General features: G+C 68.8%; 11 protein-coding genes. 4 read left to right on the top strand and 7 right to left on the bottom strand.

Annotated features, from left to right (window positions below; genetic code table 11):
- Positions 1 to 25: 25 nt before the first annotated feature.
- Positions 26 to 1,981 (bottom strand): aconitate hydratase, encoded by a 1,956-nt coding sequence (locus GO592_RS02505; RefSeq protein ID WP_007297693.1) that lies wholly within the window; start codon positions 1,979 to 1,981, stop codon positions 26 to 28.
- A 130-nt stretch (positions 1,982 to 2,111) separates the two neighbouring features.
- Positions 2,112 to 3,299 (bottom strand): AAA family ATPase, encoded by a 1,188-nt coding sequence (locus tag GO592_RS02500; protein WP_005258779.1) that lies wholly within the window; start codon positions 3,297 to 3,299, stop codon positions 2,112 to 2,114.
- Between the two features lie 169 nt (positions 3,300 to 3,468).
- On the opposite strand from GO592_RS02500, the gene shbA reads away from it, so the two are divergent.
- From shbA to GO592_RS02485, 3 genes are read left to right on the top strand one after another with little or no spacing between them, the layout of a single operon-like run.
- Complete coding sequence (gene shbA / locus GO592_RS02495; RefSeq protein WP_007297692.1) at positions 3,469 to 4,056, top strand: RNA polymerase sigma factor ShbA; 588 nt, start codon at positions 3,469 to 3,471, stop codon at positions 4,054 to 4,056.
- A gap of 52 nt (positions 4,057 to 4,108) precedes the next feature.
- On the top strand, positions 4,109 to 5,206 hold the full coding sequence (locus tag GO592_RS02490) for a WD40/YVTN/BNR-like repeat-containing protein (protein WP_005258783.1): 1,098 nt from the start codon (positions 4,109 to 4,111) through the stop codon (positions 5,204 to 5,206).
- Entirely contained in the window at positions 5,203 to 5,493 is a 291-nt protein-coding gene (locus tag GO592_RS02485) for a MoaD/ThiS family protein (RefSeq protein WP_007297691.1), read from the top strand. Before GO592_RS02490 ends, GO592_RS02485 begins: the two co-directional genes overlap by 4 nt.
- A gap of 6 nt (positions 5,494 to 5,499) precedes the next feature.
- On the opposite strand, the gene GO592_RS02480 is transcribed toward GO592_RS02485, so the two are convergent.
- Positions 5,500 to 6,171 (bottom strand): cyclase family protein, encoded by a 672-nt coding sequence (locus GO592_RS02480; RefSeq protein WP_005258787.1) that lies wholly within the window; start codon positions 6,169 to 6,171, stop codon positions 5,500 to 5,502.
- 69 nt (positions 6,172 to 6,240) lie between these two features.
- Here GO592_RS02480 and GO592_RS02475 point away from each other — a divergent pair, with 69 nt between their 5' ends.
- Entirely contained in the window at positions 6,241 to 9,738 is a 3,498-nt protein-coding gene (locus GO592_RS02475; RefSeq protein ID WP_007297690.1) for a serine/threonine-protein kinase, read from the top strand.
- A gap of 7 nt (positions 9,739 to 9,745) precedes the next feature.
- Here the strand turns inward: GO592_RS02475 and GO592_RS02470 are convergent, their stop codons facing one another.
- From GO592_RS02470 to GO592_RS02455, 4 genes are read right to left on the bottom strand one after another with little or no spacing between them, the layout of a single operon-like run.
- On the bottom strand, positions 9,746 to 10,762 hold the full coding sequence (locus GO592_RS02470; protein WP_007297689.1) for an aldo/keto reductase: 1,017 nt from the start codon (positions 10,760 to 10,762) through the stop codon (positions 9,746 to 9,748).
- Entirely contained in the window at positions 10,759 to 11,250 is a 492-nt protein-coding gene (locus tag GO592_RS02465; protein WP_007297688.1) for a hypothetical protein, read from the bottom strand. Before GO592_RS02465 ends, GO592_RS02470 begins: the two co-directional genes overlap by 4 nt.
- Positions 11,251 to 11,254: 4 nt before the next feature.
- On the bottom strand, positions 11,255 to 12,856 hold the full coding sequence (locus GO592_RS02460; protein ID WP_005569676.1) for a GMC family oxidoreductase: 1,602 nt from the start codon (positions 12,854 to 12,856) through the stop codon (positions 11,255 to 11,257).
- Entirely contained in the window at positions 12,853 to 14,364 is a 1,512-nt protein-coding gene (locus tag GO592_RS02455) for an aldehyde dehydrogenase family protein (RefSeq protein WP_007297687.1), read from the bottom strand. Before GO592_RS02455 ends, GO592_RS02460 begins: the two co-directional genes overlap by 4 nt.
- Between the last annotated feature and the right edge of the window lie 9 nt (positions 14,365 to 14,373).

The raw sequence follows: 14,373 nt of genomic DNA, 5'->3' as shown, positions 1-14,373 counted from the left end.
CGCCGAGTGTACGGCGACCGGCTGATCACTCTCTGCGTGCCAGCTGTGGAATCAATCCGCCCGCGAGCACGTCGTCGACCTGACGTGGGGACAGCCGGTGACGCACCGGGATCTCCACGTCACGGGTCGAGTCGAACAGGGTCAGGCGGGGGCCGGAACGAATGGCGTCCCGAACTCCGTCGAGGACCAGCACGTCGTCCTGCCGGATCGTGTCGTAGTCGTCCGGGTTCTCGAATTCGAGCGCGAGTACACCGAAGTTGGCGAGATTCTGCCAGTGGATACGGGCGAACGAGGTGGCGATCACCGCATGCAACCCGAGGTAGCGCGGGGTGATCGCGGCGTGCTCACGCGAGGACCCCTGCCCGTAGTTGTCACCGCCGACGATGAAATGCCCGGTGGTCTTCGCCGTCTCCTCCGCGCGCGCCGGATAGGTCTCGTCCACCTGGGTGAACGTGAACCGGGACAGCTTGGGAATGTTGGAACGGTACGGCAGGGCCCGCGCCCCGGCCGGAGAGATCTCGTCGGTGGAGATGTTGTCACCGACCTTGAGAAGTACCGGTGCCTCGATGCGGTCGGGCAGGGGCGGAAACTCGGGCAGGGACGAGATGTTGGGCCCCTTCACGAGTTCGACGTGCCGCGCTTCCTCTTCCGGCAGCGGAGCCACCAGCATGGCCGTGTTGACGGTGGCCTCGTCCGGAAGGGTGATCTCCGGGTACGGCATCCCCGCTTTCTCCGCCCAGTCCCGCGGGTCGGTGATCACCCCGGTGAGAGCCGACGCGGCCGCCGTCTCGGGTGAACACAGCCACACGGAATCCTCACGGGTGCCCGAACGACCCGGGAAATTGCGGGGCATCGTCCGGAGGGAATTCCGGCCGGTCGCCGGCGCCTGGCCCATGCCGATGCAGCCCATGCACCCGGATTGATGAATTCGCGCGCCTGCCACGACGAGTGCGAGCGTGGCGCCCATCTTGGTCAGATCGGAAAGGATCTCCCGCGAACTCGGATTGACGTCGAAACTCACGCTCGGGTCGGTCTGCCTCCCCGACACCATGGCCGCAGCGATCGCGAAGTCGCGCAGCCCGGGATTGGCGGACGACCCGATCACCACCTGGCTCACGTCCTCACCGGCGACCTCCCGGACGGGCACCACGTTTCCCGGCGAAGAGGGTTTCGCGATCAGCGGCTCGATCGTCGACAGGTCGAGGTGTTCGTGCACGTCGTATTCCGCGCCCGCATCGGCGAGCAGTTCCACGAAGTCGCCTTCCCTGCCCTCGGCGCGCAGGAAATCGCGGACGGCGTCGTCGGCGGGAAAGATGGACGTCGTGGCGCCCAGTTCGGCGCCCATGTTCGCGATCACGTGACGATCCATCGCCGTCAACGTCGCGAGCCCCTCACCGTGATATTCGATGATTCTGTTGAGCCCGCCCTTGACCCCGTGGCGGCGGAGCATCTCGAGGATGACGTCCTTCGCCGAACTCCAGTCGGGGAGCCTGCCGGTCAACTCCACGCCCCAGATCTGAGGCATCCGCAGGTGCAGGGGCTGACCCGCGATCGCCATGGCGACCTCGAGCCCACCGACGCCGATCGCGAGCATGCCCAGCGAGCCCGCCGCCGGTGTGTGCGAGTCGGACCCGACCATGGTCTTGCCGGGGACGCCGAAGCGCTGCATGTGGGTGGGATGAGAGACCCCGTTGCCCGGCTTCGAGAACCACAACCCATACCGCAGGGCGGCGGTGCGGAGGAATTCGTGGTCCTCGGCGTTCTTCTCGTCGGCCTGCAGCAGATTGTGGTCGACGTATTGCGCGCTCAACTCGGTCTTGACGCGATCGAGGTGGAGCGCCTCGAGTTCCTGCATCACCAGGGTTCCGGTGGCGTCCTGGGTGAGCGTCTGGTCGATCCGGATCGAGATCTCCTCGCCCGGTTCCATCCGGCCGTCGAGGAGGTGTGCACCGATGACCTTGCGGGCGACAGTGTCCGACATCGCTGATCCCTTCGTCGTACCTCCAGGATGCGCCGGAGCCACGGCGAGGGCCAGCGCCCGGAACACGTTCCGCACTCGACAGGACAATCTTCGGCTTTCTATGCAAAGTCATAGAGAGAGCTAGATTCCGCTAGTCGTGCTGCGCCCGCAGGTACTTGCCGAAGTGCGGCACGGTGAATCCGATCGACCCGCGCTCGGCCGAATAAATCAGGCCCTTCTTGATCAGCCCGTCCCGCGCCGGTGACAGCGACGCGGGTTTGCGGCCGAGCTCGGAGGCGATCGCCGACGTGGCGACCGGCCCGTCGTCCCCGGAGAGGTCGGCCATCGCCCGCATGTACTCCCGCTCGGCAGGCGTCGCGCGCTCGTACCGTGACCCGAAGAACCCGACCGCGAGTTCCTCCTCCGCGGTCGGCGCGGCCACCCGCACGTCCTCCTCGGTGATCGGGCTGGCCGCGGCCACGTCCCACGTCGCCTTGCCGTAGGCCTGGACGAAATAGGGGTAGCCGTCGGCCGCGGCGTACAACGCGTCGAGCGCCTCGTCCGTGAACTTCACGTCCTCCCGCTCGGCGGGCGCGATCAACGCCCGGTCGGCCGACACCCGGTCCAGCCGGTCGATGCGGTGGTAGCTGAACAGCCGCTCCGAGTAACTCTTGGACGCCGACAGCACCGCGGGCAGGTGCGGCAATCCGGCTCCGACCACGATCAGCGGCGCCGCGTCCTGGCTGAGCTCGTGGCAGGCCCCGCACACCGCCGAGACGTCCGCGGCGCCGAGGTCCTGCATCTCGTCGATGAACAGTGCGATCCCGACCCCGACGTCGCGGGCCAGGGACGACGCGTCGAGCAGCAGTTCGACCAGGTCGATCTCGATGTCCCCGGAATCGGCGCGGCCCTTCACCGCGGGGGCGTCGATGCCCGGCTGCCACCGCTCCCGCATGCCCTTGTCGGCCGTCGCCCGCAGGGCGAACGACTTCAGGACGCCGAGGAACTCCTCCACCCGGTCGGGGTCGCGGTGCGAGCCCGCGATCTCCCGAACCGCCATGTGCAACGCCGACGACAGCGGCCGCCGCAGATCCTGATCCGGTCGGGCCTCGATCTTCCCCGTTCCCCACCGCCGCGAGATGGCGGCCGACCGCAGGTGGTTCAGCAGGACCGTCTTGCCGACGCCACGCAGACCCGTGAGCATCACACTGCGTTCCGGGCGACCGCGCGCGATCCGCTCGAGCACCACGTCGAACGCGTCGAGCTGCCTGGTTCGGCCCGCGAGCTCCGGCGGGCGCTGTCCCGCGCCGGGCGCATAGGGGTTACGGACAGGGTCCATGGCCACGAAGGTAACAACCTCTGTTGCCGAATCTGCGCTCATCTAGCGCGTGTCCTAGATCCCGCTATGGAGTCCTAGCCGGGGTGGGGACTTCCGCACCCTTCGGTGCCTATCGACTGTCGCGCGTTCCCCCGAGGCTGGATGCAGCACCAGGAACAGGGAGAACACCATGATCGAGTTGGACGCCAGAGCCGAGTTGGAACGCCTCGCGCCGCACGCAGCGAAGGGCGACGAGGACGCCGTCGAAGAGGTTCTCCGCATTGCGCACCCCCTCGTGCACCGCTACTGCACGAGCCGACTCGAGTCGGTGGATCACCCGCACACCACCGCCGACGACGTCACCCAGGACGTGTGCCTCGCGTTGATGAGCGCCCTGCGGACGTACGAGAACCAGGGAAAATCGTTGCTGTCGTTCATCTTCGGCATCGCCGCGCACAAGGTGTCCGACGCGCGGCGCCGCGCCACCCGGTTGTCCGTGCCGCAGACCGCGCGCGCCGCCGCCGCACACTACGTGGTGGACGTCGAGGACGGCCCCGAGCATCACATCCTGCGCGGTGAACTGCGCGGCGAGATGGGCCAGCTCGTCGAGACCCTTCCGGTCCGGCACCAGCAGATCCTCTTCATGCGCGTCATCGTGGGAATGTCGGCCGAGCAGACCGCACGGGTCCTGGACACCACACCGGGCGCCGTCCGCGTCGCCCAGCACCGGGCACTGAGCCACCTGCGGGCGCGGATCGGGCACGGGCCCGCCCGCTGAGAGTTCCCGCTCCGTCGTTGCCAACTGCCGGGCCGAGTGGTCCGATGGATTCATGAGCGCACCCGACACCGTCCTGGTCGCGATCGGAACGAAGAAGGGCCTGTGGCTGGCCACCAGCCGCGACCGCGCCACCTGGTCGCTGTCCGGCCCACACTTCCTGATGAATGAGATTCCGAGTATCGGGATCGACACGCGGGGTGGGCGCACCCGCATTCTGGTCGGGGTCCGGTCCGAGCACTGGGGTCCCACCGTCGCGCACTCCGACGATCTGGGTTCCACCTGGACCGAACCGGATCACGGCGCCATCCGCTTCGGCGACGGAGACGGCGCCGCGCTCGAGCGGGTGTGGCAGCTCCGGCCCGACACGGACGACCGTCCGGGCGTCGTGTGGGCGGGGTGCGAACCCATCTCGGTGTGGCGGTCGGTCGACGGCGGCGAGCATTTCGACCTCGAACGCGGGCTGTGGGACCATCCGCACCGACCGGAGTGGGGAGCCGGATACGGCGGCGCCGCAGCGCATTCCGTCGTACCACATCCACAGGACGAGAACACGGTGCATGTCGCGATGAGCACCGGAGGGGTCTACCGCACCACGGACGGGGGTGCGTCCTGGGAGCCGCGCAACACCGGGATCACGGCCTACTTCCTGCCGGACCCGAATCCGGAGTTCGGTCAGTGCGTCCACAAGATCGCCCGCGACGCCGTCGCCCCCGACCGGCTGTACGCCCAGAACCATCACGGCGTCTACCGCACCGACGACAGCGGCGACACGTGGAAGTCGATCGCGGACGGGCTGCCGACGGACTTCGGATTCGTGATGCTCACCCACCCGCGCCGCGAGGGGACCATCTGGGTCGTTCCGATCGAGGCGGACCGTGAACGAATCCCACCCGACGGCCGGCTGGCCGTCTACCGGAGCGAGGACGCCGGGAACAGCTGGACCCGCCTCGACAGCGGGCTACCGGAACGCGACTACAACGTGGTGCTCCGCGACGCCGCCGCAGTGGACACCGGCGACCCGGTCGGCGTGTATTTCGGCACGCGCGGCGGCGAGGTGTACGGGAGCGCCGACGAGGGCGCCACGTTCGGCACGGTCGCGGCGCATCTGCCCGACATCCTGTGCGTGCGGGCCGCAGTGATCGCGTCATGAGTGAGGGCGTCACCGTGCGGGTTCCGCGGGCGCTGGCGTCGATCGTCGGCGGTGAACGGTCCGTACACGTGCCCCTCGACACCGCCTCGCCGCTGTCCCACGTGCTCGACGTTCTCGCGGGCGAGTTCCCGATCCTCGGCCGCCGGATTCGCGACGAGACCGGCGCCCTGCGGCGGTACGTCAACGTCTACGTGGACGGCGAGGACGTCCGGCTCCTCGGCGGTGTCGGCACCGAGGTGGCGCCCGGGCAGGAACTGCAGATCCTGCAGTCCGTGGCCGGCGGCTGAGCGGGACTATTCGGCCAGCTCCATCGCCACTGCCCGGGTGGGGGCTCCGTCGCCTGCCTCCAGTGCGATCGGCAGGAGGCTGAGGAGCGGGTCGGGGAAGTCGATCCGGTCGAGCCGGCAGAGATTCTCGCCGATCACTCCGCCTGCGTCGGCGATCAGATGGTGAACCGGGTATCCGGCGTCGGCGTGCTCCCCGTCCGGCGTCTCGTCGATGCTCGGAGCGTCGAGGCAGAACGTCCGCACTCCCCGGTCGAGCAGCAGCGCGCATGCCGCGGGGTCGAGGAACGGATGTGTGTAGTAGGCATCCGTTCCGTAGTGGCGAGACCACCCGGTATGGAACACGGCGATGTCGCCCGGCCCGGCGTCCTCCGCCCGGGACATGATCAGGTCGCGGGTAATCCGCTGCCGCGCAACGAGCTCGCGCAGGTCGAACACGACGCCACGTCCCACGAACAGCTCCGGCGCCAGCCGGTCGACGGTCGCGGCCCCCGCCTTCAGATGCGCCGGGGCGTCGACGTGCGTCCCGGACTGCGAACCGATCCTGACGTCCAGCACGTTGTAGCCGTCGCGTTCGAGGGTGCAGTGCCGGATCAGCGTCGGCACCGGGTCGCCGGGATACACCTGCATCCCCGGACCGATGGTGTGTGACAGATCCACGATTTTCCGCACGTGTGGCATCGCTCGATTGTCCGGCCTCGGGGTCACGCGTACCGCGATATGCTCGATGACGAGCGAAGAGGTGGTGGAATGACCGATTTTGACCCGCTCGCCACCCAGCGTGAGTCGGTGTCGAAAACCCTCATATCCGAGCTGTCCGCAGTCGGTCTCGAGGACGCCAGGGAGATCGGGCACGGTGGGTTCGGGGTGGTCTATCGGTGTGCGCAACCGGAACTCGATCGAACCGTGGCGGTCAAGGTCCTCACCGCGGCGCTCGACGCCGAGAACCTCGAGCGGTTCCTGCGGGAGCAGCGCGCCATGGGCCGGCTGAGCGGCCACCCGCACATCGTCAACATCATGCAGGTCGGGACGACCGACACCGGCCGTCCGTACATCGTGATGCAGTACCATCCCCACGATTCGCTGGACGCGCAGATCCGCAGGCGCGGGCCCATTCCCTGGAGCGACGCCCTGCGTGTCGGGGTGAAACTTGCCGGTGCACTCGAAACCGCGCACCGGGTGGGCATCCTCCACCGGGACGTCAAACCGGGAAACATCCTCCTGACGGAGTACGGCGAACCGCAGCTCACCGATTTCGGGATCGCGCGGATGTCGGGGGCGTTCGAGACGACTGCGGGCACCGTCACCGGCTCCCCAGCGTTCACCGCTCCCGAGGTTCTGTCCGGGCGGACCCCGACCGCCGCCTCCGACGTGTACAGCCTCGGTGCGACCCTGTTCAGCGCGATCACCGGGCACGCGGCCTTCGAACGGCACAACGGCGAGGAGGTGATCGCGCAGTTCCTGCGCATCACCACCCAACCCGTCCCGGACCTGCGGACCGAGGGATTCCCCGAGGACCTCAGCGCGGTGATCCAGCGGGCGATGTCCGGTAAACCGGAGGATCGCCCCGCGTCCGCCGCCGCGTTCGGGGACGAACTGCGGGAGGTCGAACGCCACCACGGATTGGCCGTGGACGAGATGGCGATGCCCGTCGACGCGGGGGTCCACCACGTCGAGGCTTCCGCACACGGGGCCGTCTCGACCATCTCCGGTCCGTTCCGGACGTCCACGACGGGACGGGCGCGATACCCGTCGACGCCGCCGCCCGCACCGGCCACCCGGTTCCGGCCGCCCGCCGCGACCCGTCAGCTCGTCGAGCGGAACCGGCTGATCGACCTGCTGCGGGCCGGACGCCGACGCCTGCTGACCGTGATCCACGGCCCCACCGGATTCGGCAAGAGCACCCTGGCCGCCCAGTGGCGGAACGTCCTCGCCGACGAGGGCGTGGCCGTCGCGTGGCTCACCGTCGACAGCGACGACGACAACGTGGTCTGGTTCGTCGCCCACCTCATCGAGGCGATCCGCCGCGTGCGCCCCAACCTGGCCAAGGAACTCGGCCAGGTCCTCGAAGAGCACGACGACGAGGCCGAACGCTACGTGCTCACCTCGCTCGTCAACCAGATCCACGAGAGCGGCGAACGGATCGCCCTGATCATCGACGACTGGCAGCGCGTGTCCGAGCCCGCGACGATCGCCGCACTGGAGTTCCTCCTCGACAACGGGTGTCACCACCTGCAGGTCGTGGTGACGAGCCGGACCAGGGCCGGGCTGCCGATGAGCCGCATGCGCGTCAAGGACGAACTCGTCGAAATCGACTACTCCGAACTGCGTTTCGACGATTCCGAAGCCCGGTCGTTCCTCGTCGACCTCGGTGGCCTGCCCCTCGACACCGAGGACGTCACCGAGCTCCGCGACTCCACCGACGGGTGGGTCGCGGCGCTCCAACTGGCGTCGCTGTCGCTGCGCGGGCGAGCGGATCCCTCCGAGCTGATCGCCGGATTGTCCGGCCGCCACCACGCGATCGGCGAATTCCTCGCCGAGAACGTCCTCGACACCCTCGAACCCGAGATGCTCGACTTCCTGCTGGCCACCTCGATCACCGAACGCACGTGCGGCAGTCTCGCAGGCGCCCTCGCACACACCGCGCGTGGGCAGGCGATGCTCGAGGCCGCCGAGGACCGGGACCTGTTCCTGCGCCACATCGACGACGAGCGAACGTGGTTCCGCTACCACACCCTGTTCGCCGAGTTCCTGCGCCGCCGGCTCGAACGCGACCAATCCGACCGCGTCCGGGAACTGCACCGCGTCGCGTCCCGCTGGTTCTGCGACCACAGTCTGCTCCGCGAGGCCGTCGACCACGCCATCGCCGGCGGCGAAGAGCAACGCGCGGTGAAACTCGTCGAAGCGGACGGACTGATACTGCTCGAGCAGTCCCAGGCGGCGACGTTGTCGGCGGTGGTCGACAAGCTGCCACCGGCTCTCGTCGCCGCGAGCGCCCGGTTGCAGGTCACGACCGCGTGGGCGCACGCGATGGCGAACCGGACCATGGCCGCCGAACGCGCGCTCGAGCGAGCCGAATGGGCACTCGACCACAGCGGCGCGAGCGCGAGCGACACGGCGGATCTGCGGGCGGAGGCGGGCGTCGTCCGTGCGGTGGCGGAACTACGCAACGACCGCAGCGGCCGAATCGACGAACTCGCCGCCGACTGCCTGGCGCGGCCGGAGACAATGTCCCCGTGGGTGGTGTGCGCCGCGTTCAACGTCACCACATTCGCCGCCGTGTACCGCTTCGACTTCGCGGAGGTGCGCAGGATCCAGGAAGTGGCCCGGCCCTACTACGAGCGGAACACGGGACCGCACAACGTCGTTCACGGTCAGAGCTATCTGGGTGTCGCGTCCTACGAGCAGCTCGACGTCGACGACGCCGTCGACCGCTTCCGGCGGGCCCGGCGAGCCGGACGGAAACTGGGCGGGCCGCGAGCGCCGTCCGCCCGGCTCGCGGGGTCGCTGCTCGGTGAGGTGCTCTACGAACGTGGGGACATCGAAGAAGCCGAACGTCTCCTCGACGACGGATACACCCTCGCCGTCGAGACCGGTGGGGTGGACTTCAAGGTCGCCCGCTTCGTGACCGGCGCTCACGTCAAGGCGCTGCGGGGTGACCGTGAGGAGGCGACGACACGCCTGCACGCCGGACTCGAGGTGGCCGAGACCTACTCCCTCGCCCGCCTGCGGGCCCGCATCGAGAACGAACGCCGGCGGCTCGGCATCACCCCGCATCCCTCGCTGCGGGCTCCGGACCCGATCTCACACGAAGACCGGCGGCGCCCGGTGTCGGGCATCGACGAGATCGTCGCGCAGGTCGAGGAGACCACCGCGATCCGGATGCTGCTCGCCACCGGGGCGCGCGAGAACATCGAGCTGGCGTGCACCTGGGCGCAGGAGTGGACCGATCGACTGGCCGGCACCGGCCGCAACCGCGCCTACCTGCTGGCCGAGCGCCTCCGGGTGGCGTGCCTCGCCGCCGCGGGCCGCGACGACGAGGCGAAGCAGACCCTCGCCTCCATCGCCTCGATCTGCGCGGCACGCGGACTCCACCGCGTGCTTCCCGACGGCGGACCCCTCGTCGTCGCCCTGGTCGCGGATCTCCGGGCAGATCAGTTGGCCGGCAACTGGCGGCCGGAGTGGCCGACGGTGCCCGCCGACTTTCTCGAGGAGCTACAGAACGCGACCGCTCCGTACACGATGTGACCGGCGGTCAGGACGGAGTGGGCGCCTCCTCCAGGATCAGTCCCGCGGCGCGCAGGTCCTCCCAGAATTCGGCCGGGATCGGGTGTTCGAGCCAGGCCGCGTTCTGCCGCAACTGCTCGCAGTTCCGTGCGCCCAGCAGAAGTTCCCGCACCGCCGGATGCGCGGCCGCGAACTGAATCGACGCGGCCGCCAACGGAACCCGATGACGCTCGCAGTGCTTCTCGATGTCGCGCACCCGGCTCAGCACCTCTTCGGGTGCGGGCTGATAGTTGAACTTGGCGCCGGGCACCGCGCCGGTGGCCAGGATGCCCGAATTGAACACACCGCCGAGGACGATCGCAACGTCGCGCTCCACCGCGAGCGACAGCAGGTCCTTCACCGGATCCTGCTCGAGCAGGGAGTATCTTCCCGCGAGGAGGACGCAGTCGAGATCGACGCGTTCGAGGGCGTCGACGACGACGTCGGCCTCGTTGACCCCGACGCCGATCGCCCGGACCACGCCCTCCTCCCGCAACCGGATCAGCGCGGGGAACGCACCCTCGAGCGCTTCCGCGAACCGCGCGGGCTGGGCGTCGCCGTGCGTGTACCGGTCGACGTCGTGCACGTAGAGGATGTCGAATCTGTCCTGGCACATGCGCTGCAGGCTGTCGTCCACCTGCCGCAGGACCGCGTCGTACGAGTAGTCGAAGTCGGCCCGGAACGGCGGGGTGTCCACCCAGATTCCGGTGTCGAACGACCCACGGCGCGCGGGCGTCAACGTGCGCCCCACCTTCGTGGACAACACGTAGTCGTCGCGGGCCCTCGTCAGCAGTGCATGGCCCACCCGGTGCTCGGACAGCCCGTGCCCGTACATGGGTGCGGTGTCGAACGAACGCACCCCCATGTCCCACGCCTCGGCGATCTGCGCCTGCGCCTCCGCCTCGGGGACCGGCCGGAAGATGTTGCCGATGGGCGCACCGCCGTACCCGAGCAGGGTCACGTCGAACCCTGCGCGCCCGAACGTCCGAGTGTCGTTCACCTTCATGGATTCTCGCTTCCGTTGCCGAGGAACAGGGTGCTCGGGTCGCGCATCACGGAGTCCATCTCGCGAAGGCACACGACCTTGATCGCCGCCACGACCAGCTCCGAGTAGAACTGGTCGTGGAACCACTTGTCGCCGCTGTACGCCACGACCAGCCCGCCCTCGCCCACCGCGCTGCCACCCCACTTGGTCCAACCGTGCTGGTACAGGTAGGGATGCAACTGCTGAACGGCGTGCGACGGCAGGCCGGTGGTCCAGCTGATCCGAGCCTTCGACTCGGCAATCACGTCGTACGGCCCGGCCCAGTCCGCCTTCTCACCCCAGCTACAGCGGAAGACGACGGGCAACTCAGCGTCGGCGGTTGGGGCGACGCCTGGCCGGAGCACGACGAGATGCCCTGGAGATCCGTGGGAGAGGTTCTCGATCGACGGCCGCGCCACCTCGACGGCCTCCCGAGCCACGTCCTCGGTCAGTCCGGAAAAATTGGTCATCCGGTCATCCTTCCCCACGGATCAGATCGATCGCCTTCTCGGCGATCATCACCGTGGGAGCCTGGGTGTTGGAACTGACGATGCGCGGCATGACGGACGAGTCGACCACCCGCAGACCCTCGATGCCCATCACCTTCAGTTCCGGCGAGACGACGGCGTCGTCGCCGACACCCATCGCGCACGTGCCGACCGGGTGATACGAGGTGCGGCCGTACGCGCGAACAAACTTCACGTAGTCGTCCTTCGTGTTCACCGACAGACCACCGGCCAGATGTTCCGCCTTGATGTGGCGCGCCATCGACGACTGCGCCATGATCTCGCGGCTCTGCCGGAGCCCCTCGATGCTCGACTCCAGGTCGAAGTCGGTGGCGAGGAAGTTCGGGTCGATCAGCGGCTGGGCGGTGGGATCGTTCGACCTGATCTTCACCGAGCCGCGGCTCTCCGGCCTCAGTGAGTACGAGTTCAGGGTGCAGCCGTAGCCGGGACGGACCGCGGCGACACCGGCCTCGACGCCGGCGGCGGGCAGGAAGTGGAACTGCAGATCCGGAATCGACTCCGCCGCGTGCCCGAAACTGAACCCACCGGCCTCGACGACGGTCGACGCCAGCGGGCCCCGCCGGAAGGCCGCGTACTCGAGTCCCGCCTTCGCCGTGGCCGGACGCATCAGGTTCAGTCGGTCGAGGCTCTGGTATTCACGGAGTTCGTAGATGACGTCGAGATCGCAGTGGTCGTGCAGGTTCCGGCCGACACCGGGAAGCGCATGGGCCACCTCGACATTCGCGTCCCGGAGATCGTCGGGATGACCGATCCCCGACAGCTGCAGGATCTTGGGCGAACCGAACGCGCCCGCCGCGACCAGCACCTCGCGGGACGCACGGAACGTCTCCACACCGTGCGGGGTGAGCACCTCGATCCCGGTGGCGCGTCCGCCGTCGAGCAGCACCCGCGACACGGCGACGTTCTCGCGGACCGTCAGGTTGGGCCGCTTCCTGGCGGGTGCGAGGTACGCGACCGCGGCGCTGCACCGGCGGGCGTTCTTCGTGGTCGTCTGATAGAGGCCGACACCGTACTGGTGCTCGCCGTTGAAGTCGCCGTTGAACGGCAGCCCGAATTCCTGACCCGCCTGGACGAACGACTTCGACAGCGGATGAGGGTTGACGGGATCGGAGACGCCGAGCGGCCCGTCGGTGCCGTGGTACGGCGCCGACAGCCGTTCGTTGTCCTCGGACCGGAGGAAGTACTTCTGGATCTCCTCGAACGACCATCCCGCGCAGCCGTACTTCAGCGCCCACTCGTCGTAGTCCTCGTGCGCGCCACGGGTGAACACCTGAGCGTTGATCGAGCCGCCACCGCCGATGACCTTGCCCTGGGCGAGGGGGATGACCCGGTCGTTGCAGTGTTTCTGCGGGACGCTCGAGAATCCCCAGTCGTACTTGCTCGCAGTGAGTTTCGCGAAGCCCGCCGGCACGTGGATGAACGGATGCCGGTCGTTGCCGCCGGCCTCGAGCAGGAGGACCCGGACCGTCGGATCCTCGGTCAGCCGTCCGGCCAGCACGCAGCCCGCGGTGCCGCCGCCCGCGATGACGTAGTCGTAGGTGGCACTCATCGGTTGCCTCCGGTCCAGTTCGGGAACACGCGCTGACGTGGTCCGGTGCGGATCTGAATGGTCTTGACGTCGGTGAACTCGTCGAAGCCGGCCTGCCCCATCTCGCGGCCGAACCCGCTCTGCTTCATGCCGCCGGCAGGCAGCTGCGGGGCGCCGTCGATGGTGGTGTTCACCCACACGCGGCCGCTGCGCATCTCCTTCGCCACCCGCAGCGCCTTGTCGATGTTCTTGGTCCAGATCGAGCCGGCGAGTCCGTATTCCGTGGCATTGGCGAGCCGGATGGCGTGGTCGACGTCGCTGAACCGGGTGACGGTGAGCACGGGTCCGAAGATCTCCTCCTGGAAGGCGGCGGACTCCTCGGCCACGCCGTCGAGGATCGTGGGAGCGACGAAATGCCCGCTCCCCCAGTTCTCTCCGCACAGCCGGTCACCGCCGGTCAGGACGGTCGCACCGTCCCGCCGCGCCGCGTCGATGTGCCCGAGCACCTTCTCGAGGTGGCCGGCGTCGATCATCGGACCCAGTTCGCTGGCGTCGTCGAGCGGTCCGCCCACCCTGATACGGCCGGCGGCCTCGACGAGGCCGGCGAGGAAGGCGTCCGCGATCGAGTCCTGGACCAGGAGCCGGGCACCCGACACGCAGCACTCACCCTGATTGAAGAACACACCGAACAGGACGCCGTCGAGTGCGTCGTCGAGGTCGGCGTCGTCGAACACGACGCTGGCGGCCTTGCCACCCAGTTCCATCGACAGTCGCTTGACGCTGCCCGCCGAGGCCTCCACGATGCGCTTACCGGTGGCGGTGCTCCCGGTGAACGACAGGATGTCGACCAGGCTGCTCTCCGCGAGCGGGGCACCGACCTCGGCACCCGCGCCCGTCACCACGTTCACCACCCCGTCGGGGATCCCCGCCTCGGTGAGCAACCGGGCCAGCTCGACGGCGGTGCCGGACGTGAACTCGGACGGCTTCACCACCGCCGTGCAGCCCGCGCCGAGCGCGAACGGCAACTTCTGCGCGAGCAGGAGCAGCGGGAAGTTCCACGGGATGATCATGCCGACCACGCCGGCGGGCTCCCGGACCACCATGGCGGTGCAGTCGTCGCCGAGCGCCGTGTGTGCCTCACCGTGCATCGTCATGGCCAGCGCCGCGGCGTACTCGAACAACTCGATGCTCGCCCCGACGTCGCCGCGGGCCAGAGTGATCGGTTTGCCCGACTCCTCCGCGTCGATCCGGGCGAGTCGTTCCTCGTGCTCGCGCATCAGCCCCGCGCACCGCAGCAGTGCCCGGCCGCGGTCCATCGCGGTCCAGTGCGGCCACTCGCCCTCGTCGAAGGCCTCCCGCGCGACCGCAACGGCCAGGGCCGCGTCGGCGCGGGTGCCCGCGGTGAACGTGGCGACGACGCGGCCGTCGGCCGGGCTGACCCGTTCGATGATGTTCTCGGACGGGGGCACGCTGCGCCCGCCGATGAAGTGTCCGTAGCTGCGGATCTGTGTTGCTTCGACTGTCGACATCTTTGGCAG

This window comes from Rhodococcus sp. 21391 (assembly GCF_016772255.1).
In the GTDB taxonomy this organism is placed as follows: domain Bacteria; phylum Actinomycetota; class Actinomycetes; order Mycobacteriales; family Mycobacteriaceae; genus Rhodococcus_F; species Rhodococcus_F opacus.
Note: the sequence above shows the minus strand (reverse complement) of the source record. Positions and strands in the feature narration are given on the sequence as shown.

Excerpts from the sequence above, each read along its gene's own strand:
- shbA (WP_007297692.1), top strand. The coding sequence starts at position 3,469 with ATGATCGAGTTGGACGCCAGAGCCGAGTTGGAACGCCTCGCGCCGCAC.
- GO592_RS02505 (WP_007297693.1), bottom strand. The coding sequence starts at position 1,981 with ATGTCGGACACTGTCGCCCGCAAGGTCATCGGTGCACACCTCCTCGAC.
- GO592_RS02485 (WP_007297691.1), top strand. The coding sequence starts at position 5,203 with ATGAGTGAGGGCGTCACCGTGCGGGTTCCGCGGGCGCTGGCGTCGATC.
- GO592_RS02465 (WP_007297688.1), bottom strand. The coding sequence starts at position 11,250 with ATGACCAATTTTTCCGGACTGACCGAGGACGTGGCTCGGGAGGCCGTC.
- GO592_RS02475 (WP_007297690.1), top strand. The coding sequence starts at position 6,241 with ATGACCGATTTTGACCCGCTCGCCACCCAGCGTGAGTCGGTGTCGAAA.
- GO592_RS02480 (WP_005258787.1), bottom strand. The coding sequence starts at position 6,171 with ATGCCACACGTGCGGAAAATCGTGGATCTGTCACACACCATCGGTCCG.
- GO592_RS02470 (WP_007297689.1), bottom strand. The coding sequence starts at position 10,762 with ATGAAGGTGAACGACACTCGGACGTTCGGGCGCGCAGGGTTCGACGTG.
- GO592_RS02460 (WP_005569676.1), bottom strand. The coding sequence starts at position 12,856 with ATGAGTGCCACCTACGACTACGTCATCGCGGGCGGCGGCACCGCGGGC.
- GO592_RS02490 (WP_005258783.1), top strand. The coding sequence starts at position 4,109 with ATGAGCGCACCCGACACCGTCCTGGTCGCGATCGGAACGAAGAAGGGC.
- GO592_RS02455 (WP_007297687.1), bottom strand. The coding sequence starts at position 14,364 with ATGTCGACAGTCGAAGCAACACAGATCCGCAGCTACGGACACTTCATC.
- GO592_RS02500 (WP_005258779.1), bottom strand. The coding sequence starts at position 3,299 with ATGGACCCTGTCCGTAACCCCTATGCGCCCGGCGCGGGACAGCGCCCG.